Here is a 16,521-nt window from a genome sequence, read left to right as displayed (position 1 = left end):
TGCTGTCAAGGGAAAAATAAAAAAATATGAAAAATTATTATGTCTCCTCATTGGATTCGCTGTTTTCCGGCGCATTGGGAAGTTCAAACCAGAAGGAAATGCCGCCCGGCACATTTTCGGCACCGCAGGAGCCATGCAGAGTGTCGGCAATGGCATGTACCAAGGACAGGCCGATACCGGTGCCGCCTGCTTCGCGGGTACGGGCGCGGTCGGTGCGGTAAAATTTCTCCCAAATTTTCGGAAGCTCTTCCTCCGGCAGGCCCTCGCCTTCATTGAATACCGTCAGCCGAATACCGCAATCCGTGCGTGTTGCAGAGATTTCGATATGTCCGCCGTCCACCGTGTAGCGGATTGCATTGGAAAGATAATTCATCAGTACCTGCTCCAATAGGTTGCCGTCTGTGCGAACCGTAACACAGGTATCATCAAAATGCACGATCAATCCGCGGCTCTCGCAAAGCACTTTCGTCTTTTGAACAGCTTCTGCGCAAAGTTCGTGGATATCAATGTCCTCATAGAAGGTTTGCTCTGCGCCCAGTTCCAGTTTGGACAGGTTCAGCAGCTGCATGACCAGCTTGTTCATGCGGTCAGCTTCGTCCGCAATGGTGTCGCAGTAAAATTCCCGATCCTCCGGGTCGTCTGCCACACCGGCGGTCAGGCCCTCTGCGTAGCCTTGAATCAACGCGATAGGAGTTTTCAGCTCATGCGATACATTGACAATAAATTCGCGCCGCATGCTGTCAATGCGCTCTTTCTTTTCGATTTCCTGCGCAAGCTGATCGTTGGACTGCTTGAGTTCTCCGATGGTTTGTTCCAGATAAGCGGACAAGCGGTTGAGCGATTGCCCGAGGTGACCGATTTCATCGCTGCCACCGGCCTGACATTTGGTGGAAAAATCCAGCTCGCTCATGCGGTCGGCAACACCTGCCATATCAATCAGTGGTCTGGTGAACTGGCGCGAGATAAAATAGCCGCAAACCAGACAAATAAGCAGCGCGCATCCGCCGGCAATCAGCAGAAATACCAGATTGAGCGAAGAGTTCTGTTCAATATAGGCATAGGGCATATAGGCAAACAGACAGTTTTCTCCCTGACTGTCCAGTGCACCGGCAAGGCACAGATACTGGTCACCGTCCCACAGAGAAACGTTTAAAAACTGATAGTTGTGCTTGGCAAGCGTATCCGGATTGACGCTTTGGGCGATGGCTTGCAGGATGGCATAGCCGCGTCGCTGTTGGTCGAACAAATCAAAATCCGGCAATTGAAAGGTGCCCTGCAAAGCGGAATCACCGCCGGCCGGTTCGCCGTTGCCCGGAGAGAAGAAAGAGGAATAGCGTACTGTACCGTCTGCTGCCACAATGGAAAGACGAATTACGCTGCGACTTTCGTAGTTGTCCAGCACGGCAGCGATGTCATCCACACTGCCCGTATAGCTGCTGTGGATACTCTGATAGGCGTCGCGCAATTCATTACGCCGCGTCATCATATAGTAATCCTCATAAAAAAACAGGTTGAGCAGCAAGAGCATGCCGATAAAGACCAGCGCAACTGCGCTGATTGCGGCAAAAAACTTAAACCGGATGGAACCGTGTTTCATTTTTATCCCTCAAAACGGTAGCCGTAACCGCGGACAGTGGCAATCATCGAACCGCAGTCGCCCAGCTTGGCACGCAGCTTTTTAACATGGGTGTCGACCGTGCGCAGGTCACCAAAATAGTCGTAGCCCCAGACCGCGTTGAGAATGCTCTCACGCGACAGGGCAATAGCGCGGTTGTTCTTGAAATAGACCAGCAGTTCGTATTCCTTCGGGGTCAGGTCAACCGGGGTGTTGTTGACCAATACCTCGCGGCGAAGTTCATTGATGGACAGCGCGCCGAATTGCTCGACCGGTGCGGCGGTGCGGCCTTCTCGTTTCAGCAGGGCGCGCACGCGCGCGGCCAGCACAATAGGGGAAAACGGCTTGGTGACATAATCATCCGCGCCGTCCTCCAATCCACGCACCTGATCCGCATCCTCCGCGCGGGCGGTCAGCAGCATGACGGGCAGGTGTTTGTCCCCGCGTTCCTGTGCGCGCAGTTCACGCAGCACTTCAAAGCCGTCCATGCCGGGCATCATTACATCCAGAATGGCAAGATCCAGACTGGGATGCCGGTTTTCCAGTATTTGCAGGGCCTCGCTCCCATCGGCGGCTTCCACAATGTTGTGGCCGTCGCGCTTCAAAAAGTCGCTGACCAGGCGGCGAATGCGCGCCTCGTCATCGGCAATTAAAATCGTAGACATCATATCCCACCTCTGTGTTGATATATAGCAAAGTATACGGGGGAAGTTTGTCCGTTGTGTGAACAAATAGAAAAGGGATAGAGGATTTCTTGAAATAATGTTGTGTGTCTTAACAGCGCAGCAGTGGATCAATCGCCTGCGTTTTCCTGCTCTTCCTGCTCCAGCACAAGACGGTACAGCGCATTTTTCTTGACGCCAGCTTCGGCGGATACCGCTTTGACCGCGTCCTTTTGCGTTTCCCCTTGTGCGACACGACGGCGTACCTCATCTGCGGCAGCTTGCAGGCGCGCATCCGCATCCTCGGGCGTGTCCGGCATATGGGGTGCGCCCTCGACAATCAGTACGAACTCGCCGCGCGGCGGGGTCTGGTCAAAATGCTGCACAGCTTCGGAAAGTGTAAAACGCAGGGTTTCCTCGTGCAGTTTGGTCAGCTCGCGCGAGAGCGAAATGCGGCGTTCACCGCCGAAGGCATCTGCAAGATCGCGCAGCGTGGCGCACAGCTTGTGCGGCGCTTCATAGAAAATCATGGTGCGCTTTTCGCCTTGGAGCGCGTCCAGATGCTCACGCCGCGCTTTTTTGTTGACCGACAGAAAGCCCTCAAAGCACCAGCGGCCGGTTGGCAGACCGGAAGCCGCCAGCGCGCACACCGCAGCGCAGCAGCCGGGAATCGGGATGACCGGCACGTCATGCGCCGCGCAAAGAGCCACCAAATCCTCGCCCGGGTCGGAGACGGCGGGTGTACCTGCGTCGGTCACGAGCGCACAGCTTTCGCCCGAAAGCAGCTTAGCGAGCACTTCCTCGCCGCGCGCGCGTCGGTTGTGCTCATAGTAGGAAATTAGCGGCTTTTTGGGCAGCGCACAAGCGGTCAGCAGCTTTTGGGTGACGCGCGTATCCTCGGCAGCAATAAAATCCACCGAGGAGAGTACTTCGCGCGCGCGTGGCGACAAATCGCTGAGGTTGCCGATGGGCGTGGCGACCAGATATAATGTAGCTTTACTCATTGTAATATTTCCTAAATAAATTATTTTTCGTATATTCTTTGGTATTCCTCGCTCTCGACCAGCAGCGGCGGTTCAACGCTCAGGCCCTCCGCACTGCCGCCCTTACGGCATTCGACCAGCACGGCGCTGGGTACGGCAGCCGTGTTTTGATGCACAAAACGCAGCCGCTTGGGAACGAGCCGCACGCGGTCGAGCGCTTCGAGCAGCACCCACATCCGTTCCGGACGGAATACAAAGGCGGCCTTGCCGCCCGTGTGCAGCACGAAGGAGGTGGCGACCGCCACATCCTCCACGGTGCAGCTGCCGTCCTGCCGGGCGGTACGCTTTTCGGAGGAGGGCGCGCTTTTTCCCGCCGTGCGGTCGAAATAGGGTGGGTTGCAGATGACATAATCCATGGTGCCATGCGGGAAAATCGTGCGAATTGCGCGCAAATCGCCCTGCACGGCGGTAACGCCTATGCCGTTATCCGCAATTGAGCGGCGGAACAGCGCAAGCGGTTCCTCCTGCAATTCCAGCCCCGTGATGCGCAGATCGGGACGGTAAATCAGCAGTGCGAGTGCGCCCGTGCCGCAGCCGAGATCGAGTACCTTGGCGTTCCGGCGCGGTTTGGCAAAGGCGGAGAGCAGTACGCTGTCCTGTCCGAGCTTGAAAAAACGGTCATCCTGCCATAACTTGAGCCCGTTCGGCAGGGTTTCGATGGTTTGCGGCATGGGGGTTTCCTCCTTGCGGCGTATGCGAAAGGCCGACCTTAACCGGCCGGCCTTGGGGCACTTGAGTTATTGTGCGGCGTCGCCGCGATGTCGGCGCGCATGCTCTTTGAGTTTGTCAAAGGTTTCCGTGCTGATGACATGCTCGATGCGGCAGGCGTCCTCGGCTGCGGTTTCGGGCGAAACACCCAGCATGGTCAGCAGCTCGGTCAGCACCGTATGGCGCTCGTAGATGGTTTCCGCGATGTGCAGACCGGATTCCGTCAGGCCGAGCAAACCGTTTTGGTCGATGGAAACATAGCCGTTGTCCCGCAGCAGGCCGACCGCGCGGCTGATGCTTGGCTTGGAAAAACCGGTGTAGTGGGCCACGTCGATCGACCGCACTTGCCCGTTGCGCTGCGTCAGCACGAGAATCGCTTCCAGATAGTTTTCCGCGCTTTCCTGTATTTTCACGGGGGCGGCCTCCTTTGATGCTTTGGGATAGTATATTTATTTTAGCATGTCCCGCGTTTTTTGGCAACAGGAGCGCACCGGCGGAACAGGACAAAAACGTTTCTGCGGGGCTTTTCATTTGCTTTGCCGCTGTGCTATAATAAATTATACCGACAAAAAGGGGGTGACCGCTATGGATAAGCAGCTGTTCAACAATACGCAGATTCTCGCTTGGCTGCAATATTTTTCGGAAAACACGCAGGTTGATCTGGAAAAGGTCAAAATTCTCGACATCACCCGCAAAAATAAGAACCTGATCCCGACCGTGGAGTCCAACGACGCGGTGCTTGTGTTCACCGAGGCCGGCCACGCGGACATTTTCTACCGCATGTGGGACGCGGGACTGGGCGAATGCGACGTGTGGTATAATACCGGCTCAGACCCCTCCGGCCCGATCGAGCACAACAAGCTGCGCGACATGATTAACCGTGGCATCAATGCCTCGGCGGCCATGCTGATTCTCAACCCGAACGCCCGCTCGACCTACAAGATCGGCATGCGCAACTCGAGCTTTTCGCGCGGGTCGATTCATTATGTCGGCAGCGAGATTCGTGCGGTCATTCTTAATAAAATGCACATCGCAAACGACGATACCGTTTGCATCATCTCGGGCGAGTCGATTGCGGTTGAGTCCGCGATCATCGCGGGCGAGGGCACGGTCATTGCGGTTGAGTACAACCAGAACGACCGCCGCACGATGGAGGAAAATATCGAGCAGTTCGGCCTGAACAACATCCAGATCATCGACCATGTGGACGACGAGACGATGAAGGGCCTGCCCGTGCCGTCGCTTACCATGTTGGTCGCTTCCGCAAGCATGGAGCAGGAGATCGAATGCCTGCTGCGCATCAATCCGCACATGGAGTTTGTCATTTATACGCTGGATTTCCGCTGCGCCGCGTCCATCCCGGATTTGTTTGCACGCTACGGCATCGGAGAAACCGAGGTGATCCAGCTTTCCGTCTCCAAACTGACCAGCAAACACACCTTTGTCACCGAGCCCGCCCCGTGGCTGATTTCGGGCAAGGCTTGACGTGTCCGCGCAGGAGAAACATCTGTTTTTGTGCGAAATGACGATTGACATTGCTGCACCCCTTTATTATAATAAAGTGCAGTTACAATAAATGAGCCAAAGATGATGAGGGAGACAGTAGGATCGCATCCCAACGCCGCAGCGAGCCGGGGCATGGTGTAAGCCCGGCGCCAGTAGGACGATACCGAAGATCACTCCGGAGTTGCAGCCCGAAACCCCTTTGGGGAGTAGGTGCTGACGGTTTTCCCCGTTACAGGAAGCGCGTATGATGGTATGCAGTAACGGGTGGTTACACGTAAGTTTTCGATAGGCTTTCGTCCCTTTACGGGGGCGAAAGCCTTTTTGTTTTCACCCGCGGAAAGCCCCGCGCTTGGATGGACAGGACAAAGAACATACGAGGAGGAAACAGCATGAAAAACATGGTGGAGATTCGCTGGCACGGCCGCGGCGGACAGGGCGCCAAGACCGCCTGCCTGCTGCTGGCGGACGCCGCATTTGCATCGGGTAAGTATGTACAGGGTTTTCCGGAATACGGCCCGGAGCGCATGGGCGCGCCGATTACGGCCTACAACCGCATTTCGGATGAGCGGTGCACGATTCACTCCAATATATATGAGCCGGACTATGTCGTGGTCGTCGATGAGACGCTTTTGCAGTCGGTCGATGTGACGCACGGCTTAAACCCCAAGGGGGCCATCGTCATCAACACGCACAAATCGCCCGACGAGGTGCGTCCGCTGCTGCGCGGCTATGAGGGACGCGTCTATACCATCGACGCGCGCGCGATCTCCGAGCGCACGCTTGGCAAGTATTTCCCCAACACGCCCATGCTGGCTGCGATTGTCAAGGTCAGCGGCGTGCTCGACCCGTGGCGTTTTCAGTCGGATATGGAGGTTTCCTTCAAGCATAAGTTTGCGACCAAGCCGCAGGTTATCGCAGGCAATATGGAATGCCTGACCCAGTCTCTCAAGGAGGTGCGCGGATAATGGCAAAGAGCGCAAAAGATATCAACGAACAGTCGCCGTGGCAGGATTTGACTCCGGGCGGCGAGATTTACGAGGGCGGTACCGCCCGCATGACCATGACCGGCGAGTGGCGCGCCAATATCCCGGTCTGGCATGAAGAAAAATGCAAGCAGTGTCTGCTTTGCGCGCCGTTCTGCCCGGACTCATCCATTCCGGTTTGTGACGGCAAGCGCGCGGACTTTGATTTTGACCACTGCAAGGGCTGCGGCATCTGCTGGAAGGTGTGCCCCTTCGGCGCAATCGACTTTGTGAAGGAGGAAAAGTGATGAGCATTCGAGACCGGCTTTCGGGCAACGAGGCGGTTGCCTATGCCATGCGGCAAATCAATCCGGACGTGTTCGCCGCGTTCCCCATCACGCCCTCGACTGAGATTCCGCAGTATTTTGCGCAGTATGTGGCAAACGGACAGGTTGATACCGAGTATGTGACGGTCGAGTCCGAGCACTCGTCCATGTCCACCTGCATCGGCGCATCGGCGGCAGGCGTGCGTGCGGTGACGGCGACCTCGTCCTGTGGACTTGCGTATATGTACGAACTGTTGTATGTGGCGGCGTCCGCCCGCCTGCCGATTACGCTTGCATGCGTCAACCGCGCACTGACCGGCCCCATCAATATCAACAACGACCATTCGGACTCGATGGGCACGCGCGACGCGGGCTGGATTCAGCTGTACGCCGAGAACAATCAGGAGGCCTACGACAACTATTTGCAGGCGATGCGCATCTCGGAAACGCCCGACGTGCGCCTGCCGATTATGGTCTGTCAGGACGGCTTTATCACCTCGCACGCGGTCGAGAACATTCTGCTCGAGGAGGATGATGCGGTCAAAGCATTCGTCGGAGAATATCATCCTGAGCATGCGCTCATCGGCCGGGAAACACCGCTGGCCGTCGGCCCATATGACGTTTCGCCCTATTACATGGAGCACAAGGTACAGCAGGCCGAGGCGATGAAGAATGCCAAGCGGGCAATTCTCGGCGTTGCAGCGGACTTTGAAAAGACTTTCGGCCGCAAGTACGGCTTTTTTGAAGAATACCAGATGGAGGACGCGGAAGTCGCGCTCGTGCTGATTGGCTCGACCGCGGGCACGGCCAAGGCCTGCATTGACCAGCTGCGCGCGGCGGGTCGTAAAGTGGGTCTTATCAAGATTCGCGTGTTCCGTCCCTTCCCGGCAGAGGAACTGGCGCAGGCACTCAGCCACGTCAAGGCGGTCGCCGTCATGGATAAGAGCGAGGGCTTTTCGGCCTGCGGCGGCCCGATTTACGCGGAGACCTGTGCCGCGTGCTATGATTTGGACAAGCGTCCGGTGCTGATTGACGTGGTGTACGGTCTGGGCGGCCGCGATGTGGCGACCGAGGATATTGCGCGCGTGTACGACCACTTGTTCCTGCTGACCGAAAACGGCGGCAAGGGACCGAAATACATCCACATGGGCCAGCGCAGTAGCGAAACGGAGGTGCTCTGACATGGCGTACAATCATAAGAAAGAACTTTCCAAGCCTGAGCGCTTCGTCGGCGGTCACCGCCTGTGTGCGGGCTGCGGCGCGGGTCTGGTGTGCCGTGGTATGCTGCGTGCGCTCGACGAGGGCGACAAGGCGGTTGTTTGCAACGCAACCTCGTGCCTTGAGGTTTCGTCCTTCCTGTATCCCTACACCGCGTGGGAGGATTCCTACATCCACTCCGCGTTCGAAAACGCGGCCGCAACCTGCGGCGGTGTTGAGGCGGCATACAATGTGCTCAAGCGCAAGGGCAAGCTGGACGGCACCTATAAATTCCTTGCCATCGGCGGCGATGGCGGCACCTACGACATCGGCTTCCAGTCGCTGTCCGGCGCGATGGAGCGCGGACACGATATGGTTTACTTCTGCTACGATAACGAGGCGTACATGAATACCGGCATCCAGCGCTCGTCATCCACGCCGCGCTTTGCCAGCGCGACAACCACCCCGACGGGTACGGTTTCGGTTGGCAAAAAGCAGAATAAGAAGGATTTGACCGAGATTATGGTCGCGCACAATATCCCGTATGTGGCGCAGACCACCTTCCTCGGCAACTTCAAGGACTTCCATGAGAAGGCGCATCGTGCGATTTATACCGAAGGGCCGGCATTTGTCAATGTTATGTCGCCCTGCCCGCGCGGCTGGCAGTATTCGACCGAACTGCTGCCCGAAATCTGCAAAATGGCGGTCGAGACCTGCGTCTGGCCGCTCTATGAGGTCATTGAGGGTAAGTGGCATTTGAATTACATGCCGAAAAACAAGCTGCCGGTCACCGAGTTTATGAAATTGCAGGGGCGTTTCAAGCACTGCTTCAAGCCCGGCAACGAGTGGACGCTCGAAGCTGCGCAGCAGTATGTTGATGAGCAGTGGGAAAAGCTGCTCAACCGCTGCGAAAGCAACTGAAATCAATGGAAAAAGCCGTTTCGCTCCCTTTTGGGAATGAAACGGCTTTTGTTGTTTGTGATTAGTCATGCGGGCGGCGGTAGAAGTTGCCCGCCACCTGATCGGTTTTCAGAATGTTGATGAAGGCGTGCGGGTCGATCTCGCGCGCGGCGTGCGTGACCCCCTTGACCTGATCGCTGGTGATGACCGAGTAAATCAGGTCGCGTTCCTCGCCGTTGTATAGGCCGGTGCCGTGGAATAGCGTTGCACCGTGATGGGTAGTGTCTTTAATTTGCTCGTAAATCTCCGGCGCGCGGTTGGAGATAATGAACAGCGTGGTGCGCTTGAAGCGCGGGTCGAGCAGATGGACGATCTGCGTCGAAGCGAACTGAAAAATGATGGAGTACAGCGCTTTGTCCCAGCCGAACAGCATGCCCGCAACCACAAGCATCAGGCAGTTGCCGATGAAGATGTAATTCCATGCGTCCACGTTCAGCCGCTCGCTGAGGGCAACCGCAATGAAGTCCGTGCCGCCGCTGGTGGCGCGGCCAAGCAGACACAGGCTGATGGAAAACCCGTTGATGATGCCGCCGAAGATACAGACGAGCAGCACGTCGTTGGTCAGCGGCATGGATGGGATGATATCGGTCAGCACGCTGGTCAGTGCAATCATCAGGCAGGAATAAAGGGTGAAGCGTTTACCGATGAGTCGAAAACTGATAATCGCTGGAATGGCGTTGAGCAGCAGGTTAATCGCAGTAAACGGTAACGCTATGCCTGCAAATTGCTGTGCGCTGCGCTGAATGAGCAGGGTCAGACCGTTAAATCCGCCGGGAAACAGCCCGCCGGCATCGACAAAGCTCTTGATGTTGACCGCCATCACAACCGAAGCCAGCACGATGAGGAACAGACGGCGTGCCTGTCCGGTGAGCGGCGGCTCCCAACCGCTCTGCGGATGGGTGTTTTGGGTACCCGATGCTTGCTTTGACTGCATAAAAATCCCCCTCTTTGACCGGTCGTACAACCGGTGGATACTCGCTTGTATATTATAGCACAGCGGCATGCAGAAGTTAATCGACATTCTGCACACCGCTGAGAAAATTCCCAAGGGGAGTATGAACTTGTGTTATGGCTGCTGACCGTCCTGCGGAGGAACGGGCGTCTGCGGAGCAGCTTCCTGCGGCGGTACCGGAGCGTGGGTTTGCGGAGAGGCGGACGGCTGTGGGTTGACCGGCGTTACGGGAGACTGCTGCGGAGCAGCCGGTGCCGGGCCGGCACCGGGGGCAGGGGGAATCGGCTGCTCTTCGGGGAGCGGTCCCATCTTACGGTTGATTTCCTGCGTGTTACGGCACAGCACAAGCAGCAAAAGCGCGTACTCATACACGACGCGTGCGGTCAGATTGCCGAGCACGAACAGCAGCAGCGCAGTGAAGAATTGCGAGAACAGCAGTATGACGCTGTATACCACGATGCCGACGACCGTGATGCAGTACAGCGCGCGGATGATCTTTTCCGTATAGAAGGTGCGGAAGTTGAGCGCGTCATGCAGCTTGGCGATCATGCCCTGGAAATGATTGGCCTTGCGGGCAAATAAGAAGTACAGCGCAAGGCCGCCCGCAATGACGACAATCGCTGCAATAATCGGCAAAATGAAGCTGAAAAACGGGGTATATGTATAAGTATGCGTATAGGAATAAGGATAGCTGTACATGATTTCCTCCTGATAAACCGATGAAGTATATGTATATTTAGTGTAACATACCCGGGAAAATCTTGCAAGTCTCATCGAAATGTTGTACCCTATTAGGGAGAATACAAGACGGAGAGAAACGGTATGAGAATTTTACACACAACGCCCGCCGAGGACGGGTTTTTCATGCCTGCGGAGTTTGCACCGCATGAGGGCTGCCTGATGATCTGGCCCGAGCGCGCGGACTCTTGGCAGTACGGCGCATATGCCGCGCGCAAGGCATTTTTACAGGTGATCGAGGCCATTTCGGCAAGCGAAAAGATGACGGTTTTATGCTCGGAAGGACAGTATGACAACGCGCGCGCGCAGCTGCCCGAGCGGGTGCGGCTGGTCGTGATGGAGACGGACGACGCATGGGCGCGCGACGTCGGGCCGACGTTTGTCATCAACGGCAAGGGCGAACGCCGCGGCATCGACTGGGGCTTCAATGCCTGGGGCGGATCGTTCGATGGCTTATATCCGAGCTGGGAGCGCGACAACCGCGTGGCGCGCAAGTTCTGCGACCTGCTGGAAAACGACTGCTACGACAAGCGGGACTTTATCTGCGAGGGCGGCTCCATCCATGTCGACGGCGAGGGCACCGCGCTCGTAACCGAAGCGTGTCTGCTGTCCGAAGGGCGCAACCCCGATTTGACACGGGAGCAGATCGAGCGCATACTGTGCGAGTATCTGGGCGTAAAGAAGGTTATTTGGCTGCCGCGCGGTATCTATAATGATGAGACCAATGAGCATGTGGACAATGTGTGCGCCTTTACCGCGCCTGGCGAAGTTGTGCTTGCGTGGACGGACGATCAAAACGACCCGCAGTATGCGCTTTCGGCGGCGAGTCTGGCTGTGCTGGAGGCGGCGACCGACGCAAAGGGACGCAAAATTCGCGTGCATAAGCTGCCGCTGCCCGCTCCCGTGACCATCACGGCCGAGGAGTGCGAGGGATTGGATTTGTGCGACGGTGAGCCGACGCGCACACCGGGCGAACGGCTTGCGGCAAGCTATGTCAATTTCTATATCGCAAACGAAGCAATCGTTATGCCGGCCTTTGGCGATCCGATGGACGAAAAGGCGCAGGCGATTTTGCAGGACTTGTTCCCGACGCGTCAGGTCGTGGCGATTCCCGCGCGCGATATTTTGATTGGCGGCGGCAACATCCACTGCATCACACAGCAGATTCCCCGCGCATAAGCGGAAACGGATAACCACAAAGGAGAAGAAAAGCAATGAGCAAAGTGACCGTAGCTGCGGTTCAGATGACCTATGGGCTGGAAACCGCGACGGAAAAGGTGCGTGAAGCGGCGGCGCGGGGCGCGCAGATCATCCTGCTGCCCGAGCTGTTTGAAAACTGGTATTTCTGTCAGGAAAAGAATTACGAAAACTATCATCTGGCGACCACACTGGAGGAAAATCCGGCGGTTAACGTGCTGCGCACGCTGGCGCATGATTTTCATGTAGTGCTGCCGGTCAGCTATTACGAGCGCGTGGGCAACACTACGTTTAACACCGTGGCGGTGATCGACGCGGACGGCACGATTCTCGGCCAGTATCGCAAAACCCACATTCCGGACGATCATTTTTATCAGGAAAAGTTCTATTTCACGCCGGGCGACACAGGTTTTCGCGTGTGGGATACCGCTTATGCCAAGATCGGTGTCGGCATTTGCTGGGATCAGTGGTTCCCGGAGTCTGCGCGCTGCATGGCGCTGCAAGGCGCGGAGCTGCTGTTCTATCCGACCGCGATCGGCTCGGAGCCGATTCTCGACTGCGATTCCATGCCGCACTGGCGGCGCTGTATGCAGGGCCACGCGGCGGCGAACATTATGCCGCTTGTTGCGGCCAACCGCGTCGGTACGGAAACGGTGTCTCCTTCGCCGGACAACCAGAACCAGTCCTCCAGCCTGACGTTTTACGGCTCATCCTTCATTGCGGATGAGACGGGCGCGCTGGTCGAGCAGGCAGGACGGGAGGAGACCGGTATCCTGACGCATACCTTCGATCTGGACGAAATCCGTGAGTTGCGCCGCAGTTGGGGCGTGTTCCGCGACCGTCGACCGGAAATGTACGGTGCGATGGGGCACTTCGGATAAGTCTACAGAATAGCAAACGCCCGCTGCGGCTTCGGCCGCAGCGGGCGTTTTTTTTGTCGGGTTTCGTATTTTTGCGATTCTTTCTGTATGCAGGACTTGCCCGGACATGAGCTGGAATCAAAATCAGATAATGCTGGCGTTGCTATAGCCCTTGAGCAGTGTTGTCAGAGAGGACTCTTCGGAATAGTGCAGATGTTGTATCATGGCCAATGCTGCACATTCCCAGTTGTGCTCCAGACAGGCATCCGCAATTTCCGCATGCTCCGTCATTGTGCGCTGCAGACGGCTTTCAATTAACTGGCCGCTCATAACGCGCAGGCGGATAATCTGTGTTCGGATGCGGGAATAGAGGTCTCGCAGGTATTCATTTGGCAGAACGGAAACCAGTGTGGAATGAAACCGGTCATCCAGTTCGTAAAACCCTGTGAATTCTTCTGCATCGGCATGCTCGTGAAAAATTTTGGAGAACTCTGCAATTTTATTCATATCAAGTCGGCTGCCGTAGTTGCGCAGCGTGTAAGGTTCTACCAGACGGCGCACCTCAAAAATCATGCTGATATCGCTGATGGTAAAGCCAGATACGACAATACCGCGCTTGGGAAACACCTTAAGCAACCCTTCCTGCTCCAGACGGCCGATGGCTTCACGCACAGGGGTGCGGGAAAACCCAAGTTCCGCCTGTAAAACAGCTTCGCTGAGCAGCTGATTGGGAGCATATTCGCACATGGTGATTTTTTGTTTGATAAAATCATAAGCCTGTGACTGCATTGAGGATGTTTTTGCAGTAGACATATATGTTGATACCTCCGAAGGGGCGAAAATCACCCTAATAAATTTATTATATCGGATGGGCGAAAATTTGCAAGAGGAGAAAGAGACGGTATGTTCGTGATTATAAACATATTGTATTGAGTCGGATTGGATAAACTCACGATTTTTGAGATAAGCGCGAAACGGGAATTGACAAACCAAATTCCAACGACTAAGATACAAGTAAAAAGAACTTGTATACAAGTGATATACAAGATGCGTCATTTCTTTGGAAGGGTAAAACCCATGCAAAGAAAGTTTGGAGGGAAACAAAAAATGAAAGCAATTTGCATTAAAGCACCGGGAAAGGTTGAGATAATAGATCAGGAGATGCCGGTCCGCAAACCGGGAGAGGCATTGCTCAAGCTGCTGTACGGCGGTATCTGTGGCAGCGATTTGGGTTCCTATCGGGGGGCAAATGCCTATGTATCCTATCCGCGCGTTCCGGGTCACGAGTTTTCGGCGGAAATCATGGAGATCGACGATAATGACAAGGGCCTCAAACCGGGCATGATTGTCACTTGTAATCCGTATTTCAATTGCGGCAAGTGCTATTCCTGCAAGCGCGGTTTGGTCAACGCCTGCACGGATAACCAGACCATGGGCGTGCAGCGCGAAGGCGCTTTTGCCGAGTACATCACCATGCCGATCGAGCGCATCTATGATGGTAAGGGGCTTGACCCCAAGGTGTTGGCGCTGATTGAGCCATTCTGCATCAGCTATCATGGTGTATCCCGTGCGGATGTCAAGCCTGGTGAGCGTGTGCTGGTCGTCGGCGCAGGCACCATTGGTGTGCTGGCAGCGGTCGCAGCTAAAGCGAAAGGCGCAGAGGTTACCATCTGCGACGTCGCGCCGGATAAGCTGGACTATGCTTACAAGACTTTTCAATTGGATCATAAGCTGCTCAACGAATCGCCGGAAGCCTTTGAAAAGGGAGTTGCAGAACTGACGAACGGCGACGGCTTTGATGTGACTATCGAGGCGGTCGGTATGCCGAACACCTTCCAGAATTGCATTGACGCCGCTTGCTTCGGCGCGCGTGTGGTTCTAATCGGTGTTTCCAAGCGCAACATCGAAGATTTCTTCTTCACCATCATTCAGAAGAAGGAACTGAACATCTATGGCTCACGCAATGCGATGAAGAAGGATTTCCTCGAACTGATTGATTTGGTCAAGGGCGGCGGTGTAGCACTAGACAAGATCGTTACCAATACATATAAGTTGACGGACGCGCCCAAGGCATTTGAGGAATTCGCTGCAAACGCAGGCAAGATGCTGAAGGTTGTTATTGACTTCACCTGAGCGGTAAGGCGATGGTGCCATAAATAAAAGACAAGGGAGGACGCGTGTCAGCTGCTTATATGTCATGTTTGGCGGCTGAACGTTTTGGTTCATCCATAAGGTGATTGTCCGGTACGGCGGAGGTTTCTCCGCCGATTCCGGGTTGGTTGTATGAGGAGAATGATGATGGAAAATCTCAATTATGCAGTGCTGAAAAAGTCCGGTTATACGGGCTATATTTTGGAAAATGCACCGGAAAAGATCCTTCAGTTCGGTGAGGGAAATTTTCTGCGCGCCTTTGTCGATTACTGGTTTGATATGGCCAACGAAAAAGTGGGCTGGAACGGCAAGGCAGTTCTGGTGCAGCCGATCGCGCCGGGTCTGGCAAAGCAGATAAATGAGCAGCAGGGGCTGTATACTTTGTATCTGCGCGGCCGCGAAAACGGCGAGAAGGTCGACCGCAAGCGTGTGATTTCCTCGGTGTCCCGTTGTCTCAACCCCTATGAGAAGGCGGACTACGACGCAATGATGGAAGTTGCGGTGTCCGATGACCTCGAATACATCGTCTCCAACACCACTGAGGCCGGTATCGTTTACGATCCCGCCTGCCGGAAGGATGACTGCCCGCCGTCCTCATTTCCGGCAAAGCTCACGCAGGTGCTGTACAAGCGCTGGCAGGCCGGCAAGAAGCCGCTGGTGATCCTGTCCTGTGAGCTGATTGACAACAACGGCAAGGAACTGGAGAAGTGCGTCGGCCAGTATATCGAGCAGTGGGGCCTCGAAGCGGACTTCAAGGCTTGGTGCGGTGAGTGCACGTTCTGTTCTACGCTGGTCGACCGCATTGTGCCCGGCCGCATCAAGGACGCTGCCGAGGCGGCTAAAATGGATGAGGAGAACGGCTATCACGACGAGCTGATCGATGTGGGCGAGGTGTTCGGTGTTTGGAATATCGAAGGTCCGTCATGGCTGGAAGACAAACTGCCCTTTAAAAAGGCCGGGCTCAACTGCATTGTCGTGCCGGACGTTACCCCGTACAAAAAACGCAAGGTGCGTATTCTCAACGGCGCACACACCGGTTTTGTGCTCGGCGCTTATCTTGCCGGCTTCGACATCGTGCGCGACTGCATGCATAACGAGCATATCAAGGGCTTCATGAATAAGATGCTGCACGAGGAAGTTATCCCGACCCTGCCGCTCGATAAGGATGATTTGGAGAATTTCGCAGCAGCTGTAGAGGACCGTTTCAACAATCCGTTTGTAGACCATGAGCTGATGAGCATTTCGCTCAACTCCACCTCCAAGTGGAAGGCGCGCAACATGCCCAGCTTTTTGGAGTACATCGAGAAGGAGGGCAAGCTGCCGGTATGCCTGACCATGAGTCTTGCTGCCTATATCGCTTTCTATTCGACCGACGTGCAGGAGCTGACCGACAAGGGCTTGGTCTGCAAGCGCGCGAAGGGCAACACTTACACCTGCTCGGATGACCGCTGGGCGCTCGAGTTCTACTGGGCGCACCGCGACGACAGCGATGCCGATCTGGTGCATGCTGTTCTGACCAATGAACAGATGTGGGATCAGGACCTGACCAAGATCGACGGCGTGGAAGCTGCGGTTCTGGCAGATCTGGAAAAAATCCGCACGGAAGGTGCGGAGGCTGCGTTTGCTTCCTGTCTGTAAGCGGGG

Annotated in this window: 17 protein-coding genes; 9 read left to right on the top strand and 8 right to left on the bottom strand. The window is 55.6% G+C overall.

What is annotated here, in order from left to right; translation table 11 throughout:
* Positions 1 to 37: 37 nt before the first annotated feature.
* The 5 genes from ACTQ34_RS09850 to ACTQ34_RS09830 form a co-directional block, all read right to left on the bottom strand.
* The gene (locus tag ACTQ34_RS09850; RefSeq protein WP_441363663.1) at positions 38 to 1,597 is read right to left on the bottom strand and encodes a HAMP domain-containing sensor histidine kinase; all 1,560 of its coding nucleotides are present in this window, start codon (positions 1,595 to 1,597) and stop codon (positions 38 to 40) included.
* A 2-nt stretch (positions 1,598 to 1,599) separates the two neighbouring features.
* The gene (locus ACTQ34_RS09845) at positions 1,600 to 2,280 is read right to left on the bottom strand and encodes a response regulator transcription factor (protein WP_441363662.1); all 681 of its coding nucleotides are present in this window, start codon (positions 2,278 to 2,280) and stop codon (positions 1,600 to 1,602) included.
* A 128-nt stretch (positions 2,281 to 2,408) separates the two neighbouring features.
* Positions 2,409 to 3,281: a 16S rRNA (cytidine(1402)-2'-O)-methyltransferase gene (rsmI, locus tag ACTQ34_RS09840; RefSeq protein WP_441363661.1), complete on the bottom strand. Its 873-nt coding sequence runs from the start codon at positions 3,279 to 3,281 to the stop codon at positions 2,409 to 2,411.
* Between the two features lie 20 nt (positions 3,282 to 3,301).
* Positions 3,302 to 3,991 (bottom strand): tRNA1(Val) (adenine(37)-N6)-methyltransferase, encoded by a 690-nt coding sequence (locus ACTQ34_RS09835; protein ID WP_441363660.1) that lies wholly within the window; start codon positions 3,989 to 3,991, stop codon positions 3,302 to 3,304.
* Between the two features lie 66 nt (positions 3,992 to 4,057).
* Positions 4,058 to 4,441 carry a metal-dependent transcriptional regulator gene (locus ACTQ34_RS09830; protein WP_441363659.1) on the bottom strand — a complete coding sequence of 128 codons (384 nt, stop codon included), beginning with the start codon at positions 4,439 to 4,441 and terminating at the stop codon, positions 4,058 to 4,060.
* Between the two features lie 172 nt (positions 4,442 to 4,613).
* On the opposite strand from ACTQ34_RS09830, the gene ACTQ34_RS09825 reads away from it, so the two are divergent.
* From ACTQ34_RS09825 to ACTQ34_RS09805, 5 genes are all read left to right on the top strand, one after another.
* Positions 4,614 to 5,513, top strand: a complete 900-nt coding sequence (locus ACTQ34_RS09825; protein ID WP_441363658.1) for a precorrin-6B methylase — start codon at positions 4,614 to 4,616, stop codon at positions 5,511 to 5,513.
* Positions 5,514 to 5,923: 410 nt separating this feature from the next.
* Positions 5,924 to 6,499, top strand: coding sequence for a 2-oxoacid:acceptor oxidoreductase family protein (locus tag ACTQ34_RS09820; protein WP_373166154.1), 576 nt, complete (start codon positions 5,924 to 5,926; stop codon positions 6,497 to 6,499).
* Complete coding sequence (locus tag ACTQ34_RS09815; protein WP_441363657.1) at positions 6,499 to 6,804, top strand: 4Fe-4S binding protein; 306 nt, start codon at positions 6,499 to 6,501, stop codon at positions 6,802 to 6,804. The genes ACTQ34_RS09820 and ACTQ34_RS09815 overlap by 1 nt, the downstream gene beginning before the upstream one ends.
* Entirely contained in the window at positions 6,804 to 8,003 is a 1,200-nt protein-coding gene (porA, locus tag ACTQ34_RS09810) for a pyruvate ferredoxin oxidoreductase (protein WP_441363656.1), read from the top strand. The genes ACTQ34_RS09815 and porA overlap by 1 nt, the downstream gene beginning before the upstream one ends.
* A gap of 1 nt (position 8,004) precedes the next feature.
* Entirely contained in the window at positions 8,005 to 8,940 is a 936-nt protein-coding gene (locus ACTQ34_RS09805; RefSeq protein WP_373166157.1) for a thiamine pyrophosphate-dependent enzyme, read from the top strand.
* A gap of 61 nt (positions 8,941 to 9,001) precedes the next feature.
* Here the strand turns inward: ACTQ34_RS09805 and ACTQ34_RS09800 are convergent, their stop codons facing one another.
* Together ACTQ34_RS09800 and ACTQ34_RS09795 are read right to left on the bottom strand one after the other, a co-directional pair.
* The gene (locus tag ACTQ34_RS09800) at positions 9,002 to 9,913 is read right to left on the bottom strand and encodes a YitT family protein (protein ID WP_441363655.1); all 912 of its coding nucleotides are present in this window, start codon (positions 9,911 to 9,913) and stop codon (positions 9,002 to 9,004) included.
* A 132-nt stretch (positions 9,914 to 10,045) separates the two neighbouring features.
* Complete coding sequence (locus tag ACTQ34_RS09795; protein WP_441363654.1) at positions 10,046 to 10,630, bottom strand: hypothetical protein; 585 nt, start codon at positions 10,628 to 10,630, stop codon at positions 10,046 to 10,048.
* 123 nt (positions 10,631 to 10,753) lie between these two features.
* Between ACTQ34_RS09795 and aguA the strand changes: the two genes are divergently transcribed.
* Positions 10,754 to 11,848, top strand: coding sequence for an agmatine deiminase (gene aguA / locus ACTQ34_RS09790; protein ID WP_441363653.1), 1,095 nt, complete (start codon positions 10,754 to 10,756; stop codon positions 11,846 to 11,848).
* A gap of 35 nt (positions 11,849 to 11,883) precedes the next feature.
* The gene (gene aguB / locus ACTQ34_RS09785) at positions 11,884 to 12,747 is read left to right on the top strand and encodes an N-carbamoylputrescine amidase (protein WP_441363652.1); all 864 of its coding nucleotides are present in this window, start codon (positions 11,884 to 11,886) and stop codon (positions 12,745 to 12,747) included.
* A gap of 123 nt (positions 12,748 to 12,870) precedes the next feature.
* Here aguB and ACTQ34_RS09780 read toward each other — a convergent pair whose 3' ends face one another.
* Positions 12,871 to 13,539, bottom strand: a complete 669-nt coding sequence (locus ACTQ34_RS09780) for a GntR family transcriptional regulator (RefSeq protein ID WP_441363651.1) — start codon at positions 13,537 to 13,539, stop codon at positions 12,871 to 12,873.
* Positions 13,540 to 13,833: 294 nt separating this feature from the next.
* On the opposite strand from ACTQ34_RS09780, the gene ACTQ34_RS09775 reads away from it, so the two are divergent.
* Positions 13,834 to 14,859: a zinc-binding alcohol dehydrogenase family protein gene (locus ACTQ34_RS09775; protein WP_441363650.1), complete on the top strand. Its 1,026-nt coding sequence runs from the start codon at positions 13,834 to 13,836 to the stop codon at positions 14,857 to 14,859.
* Positions 14,860 to 15,024: 165 nt separating this feature from the next.
* Positions 15,025 to 16,515, top strand: coding sequence for a tagaturonate reductase (locus ACTQ34_RS09770; protein ID WP_441363649.1), 1,491 nt, complete (start codon positions 15,025 to 15,027; stop codon positions 16,513 to 16,515).
* Positions 16,516 to 16,521: the final 6 nt, after the last annotated feature.

It is taken from the genome of Agathobaculum sp. LCP25S3_E8, from assembly GCF_052117165.1.
GTDB lineage: Bacteria > Bacillota > Clostridia > Oscillospirales > Butyricicoccaceae > Agathobaculum.
This window is presented reverse-complemented; position numbering and strand designations above follow the sequence as displayed.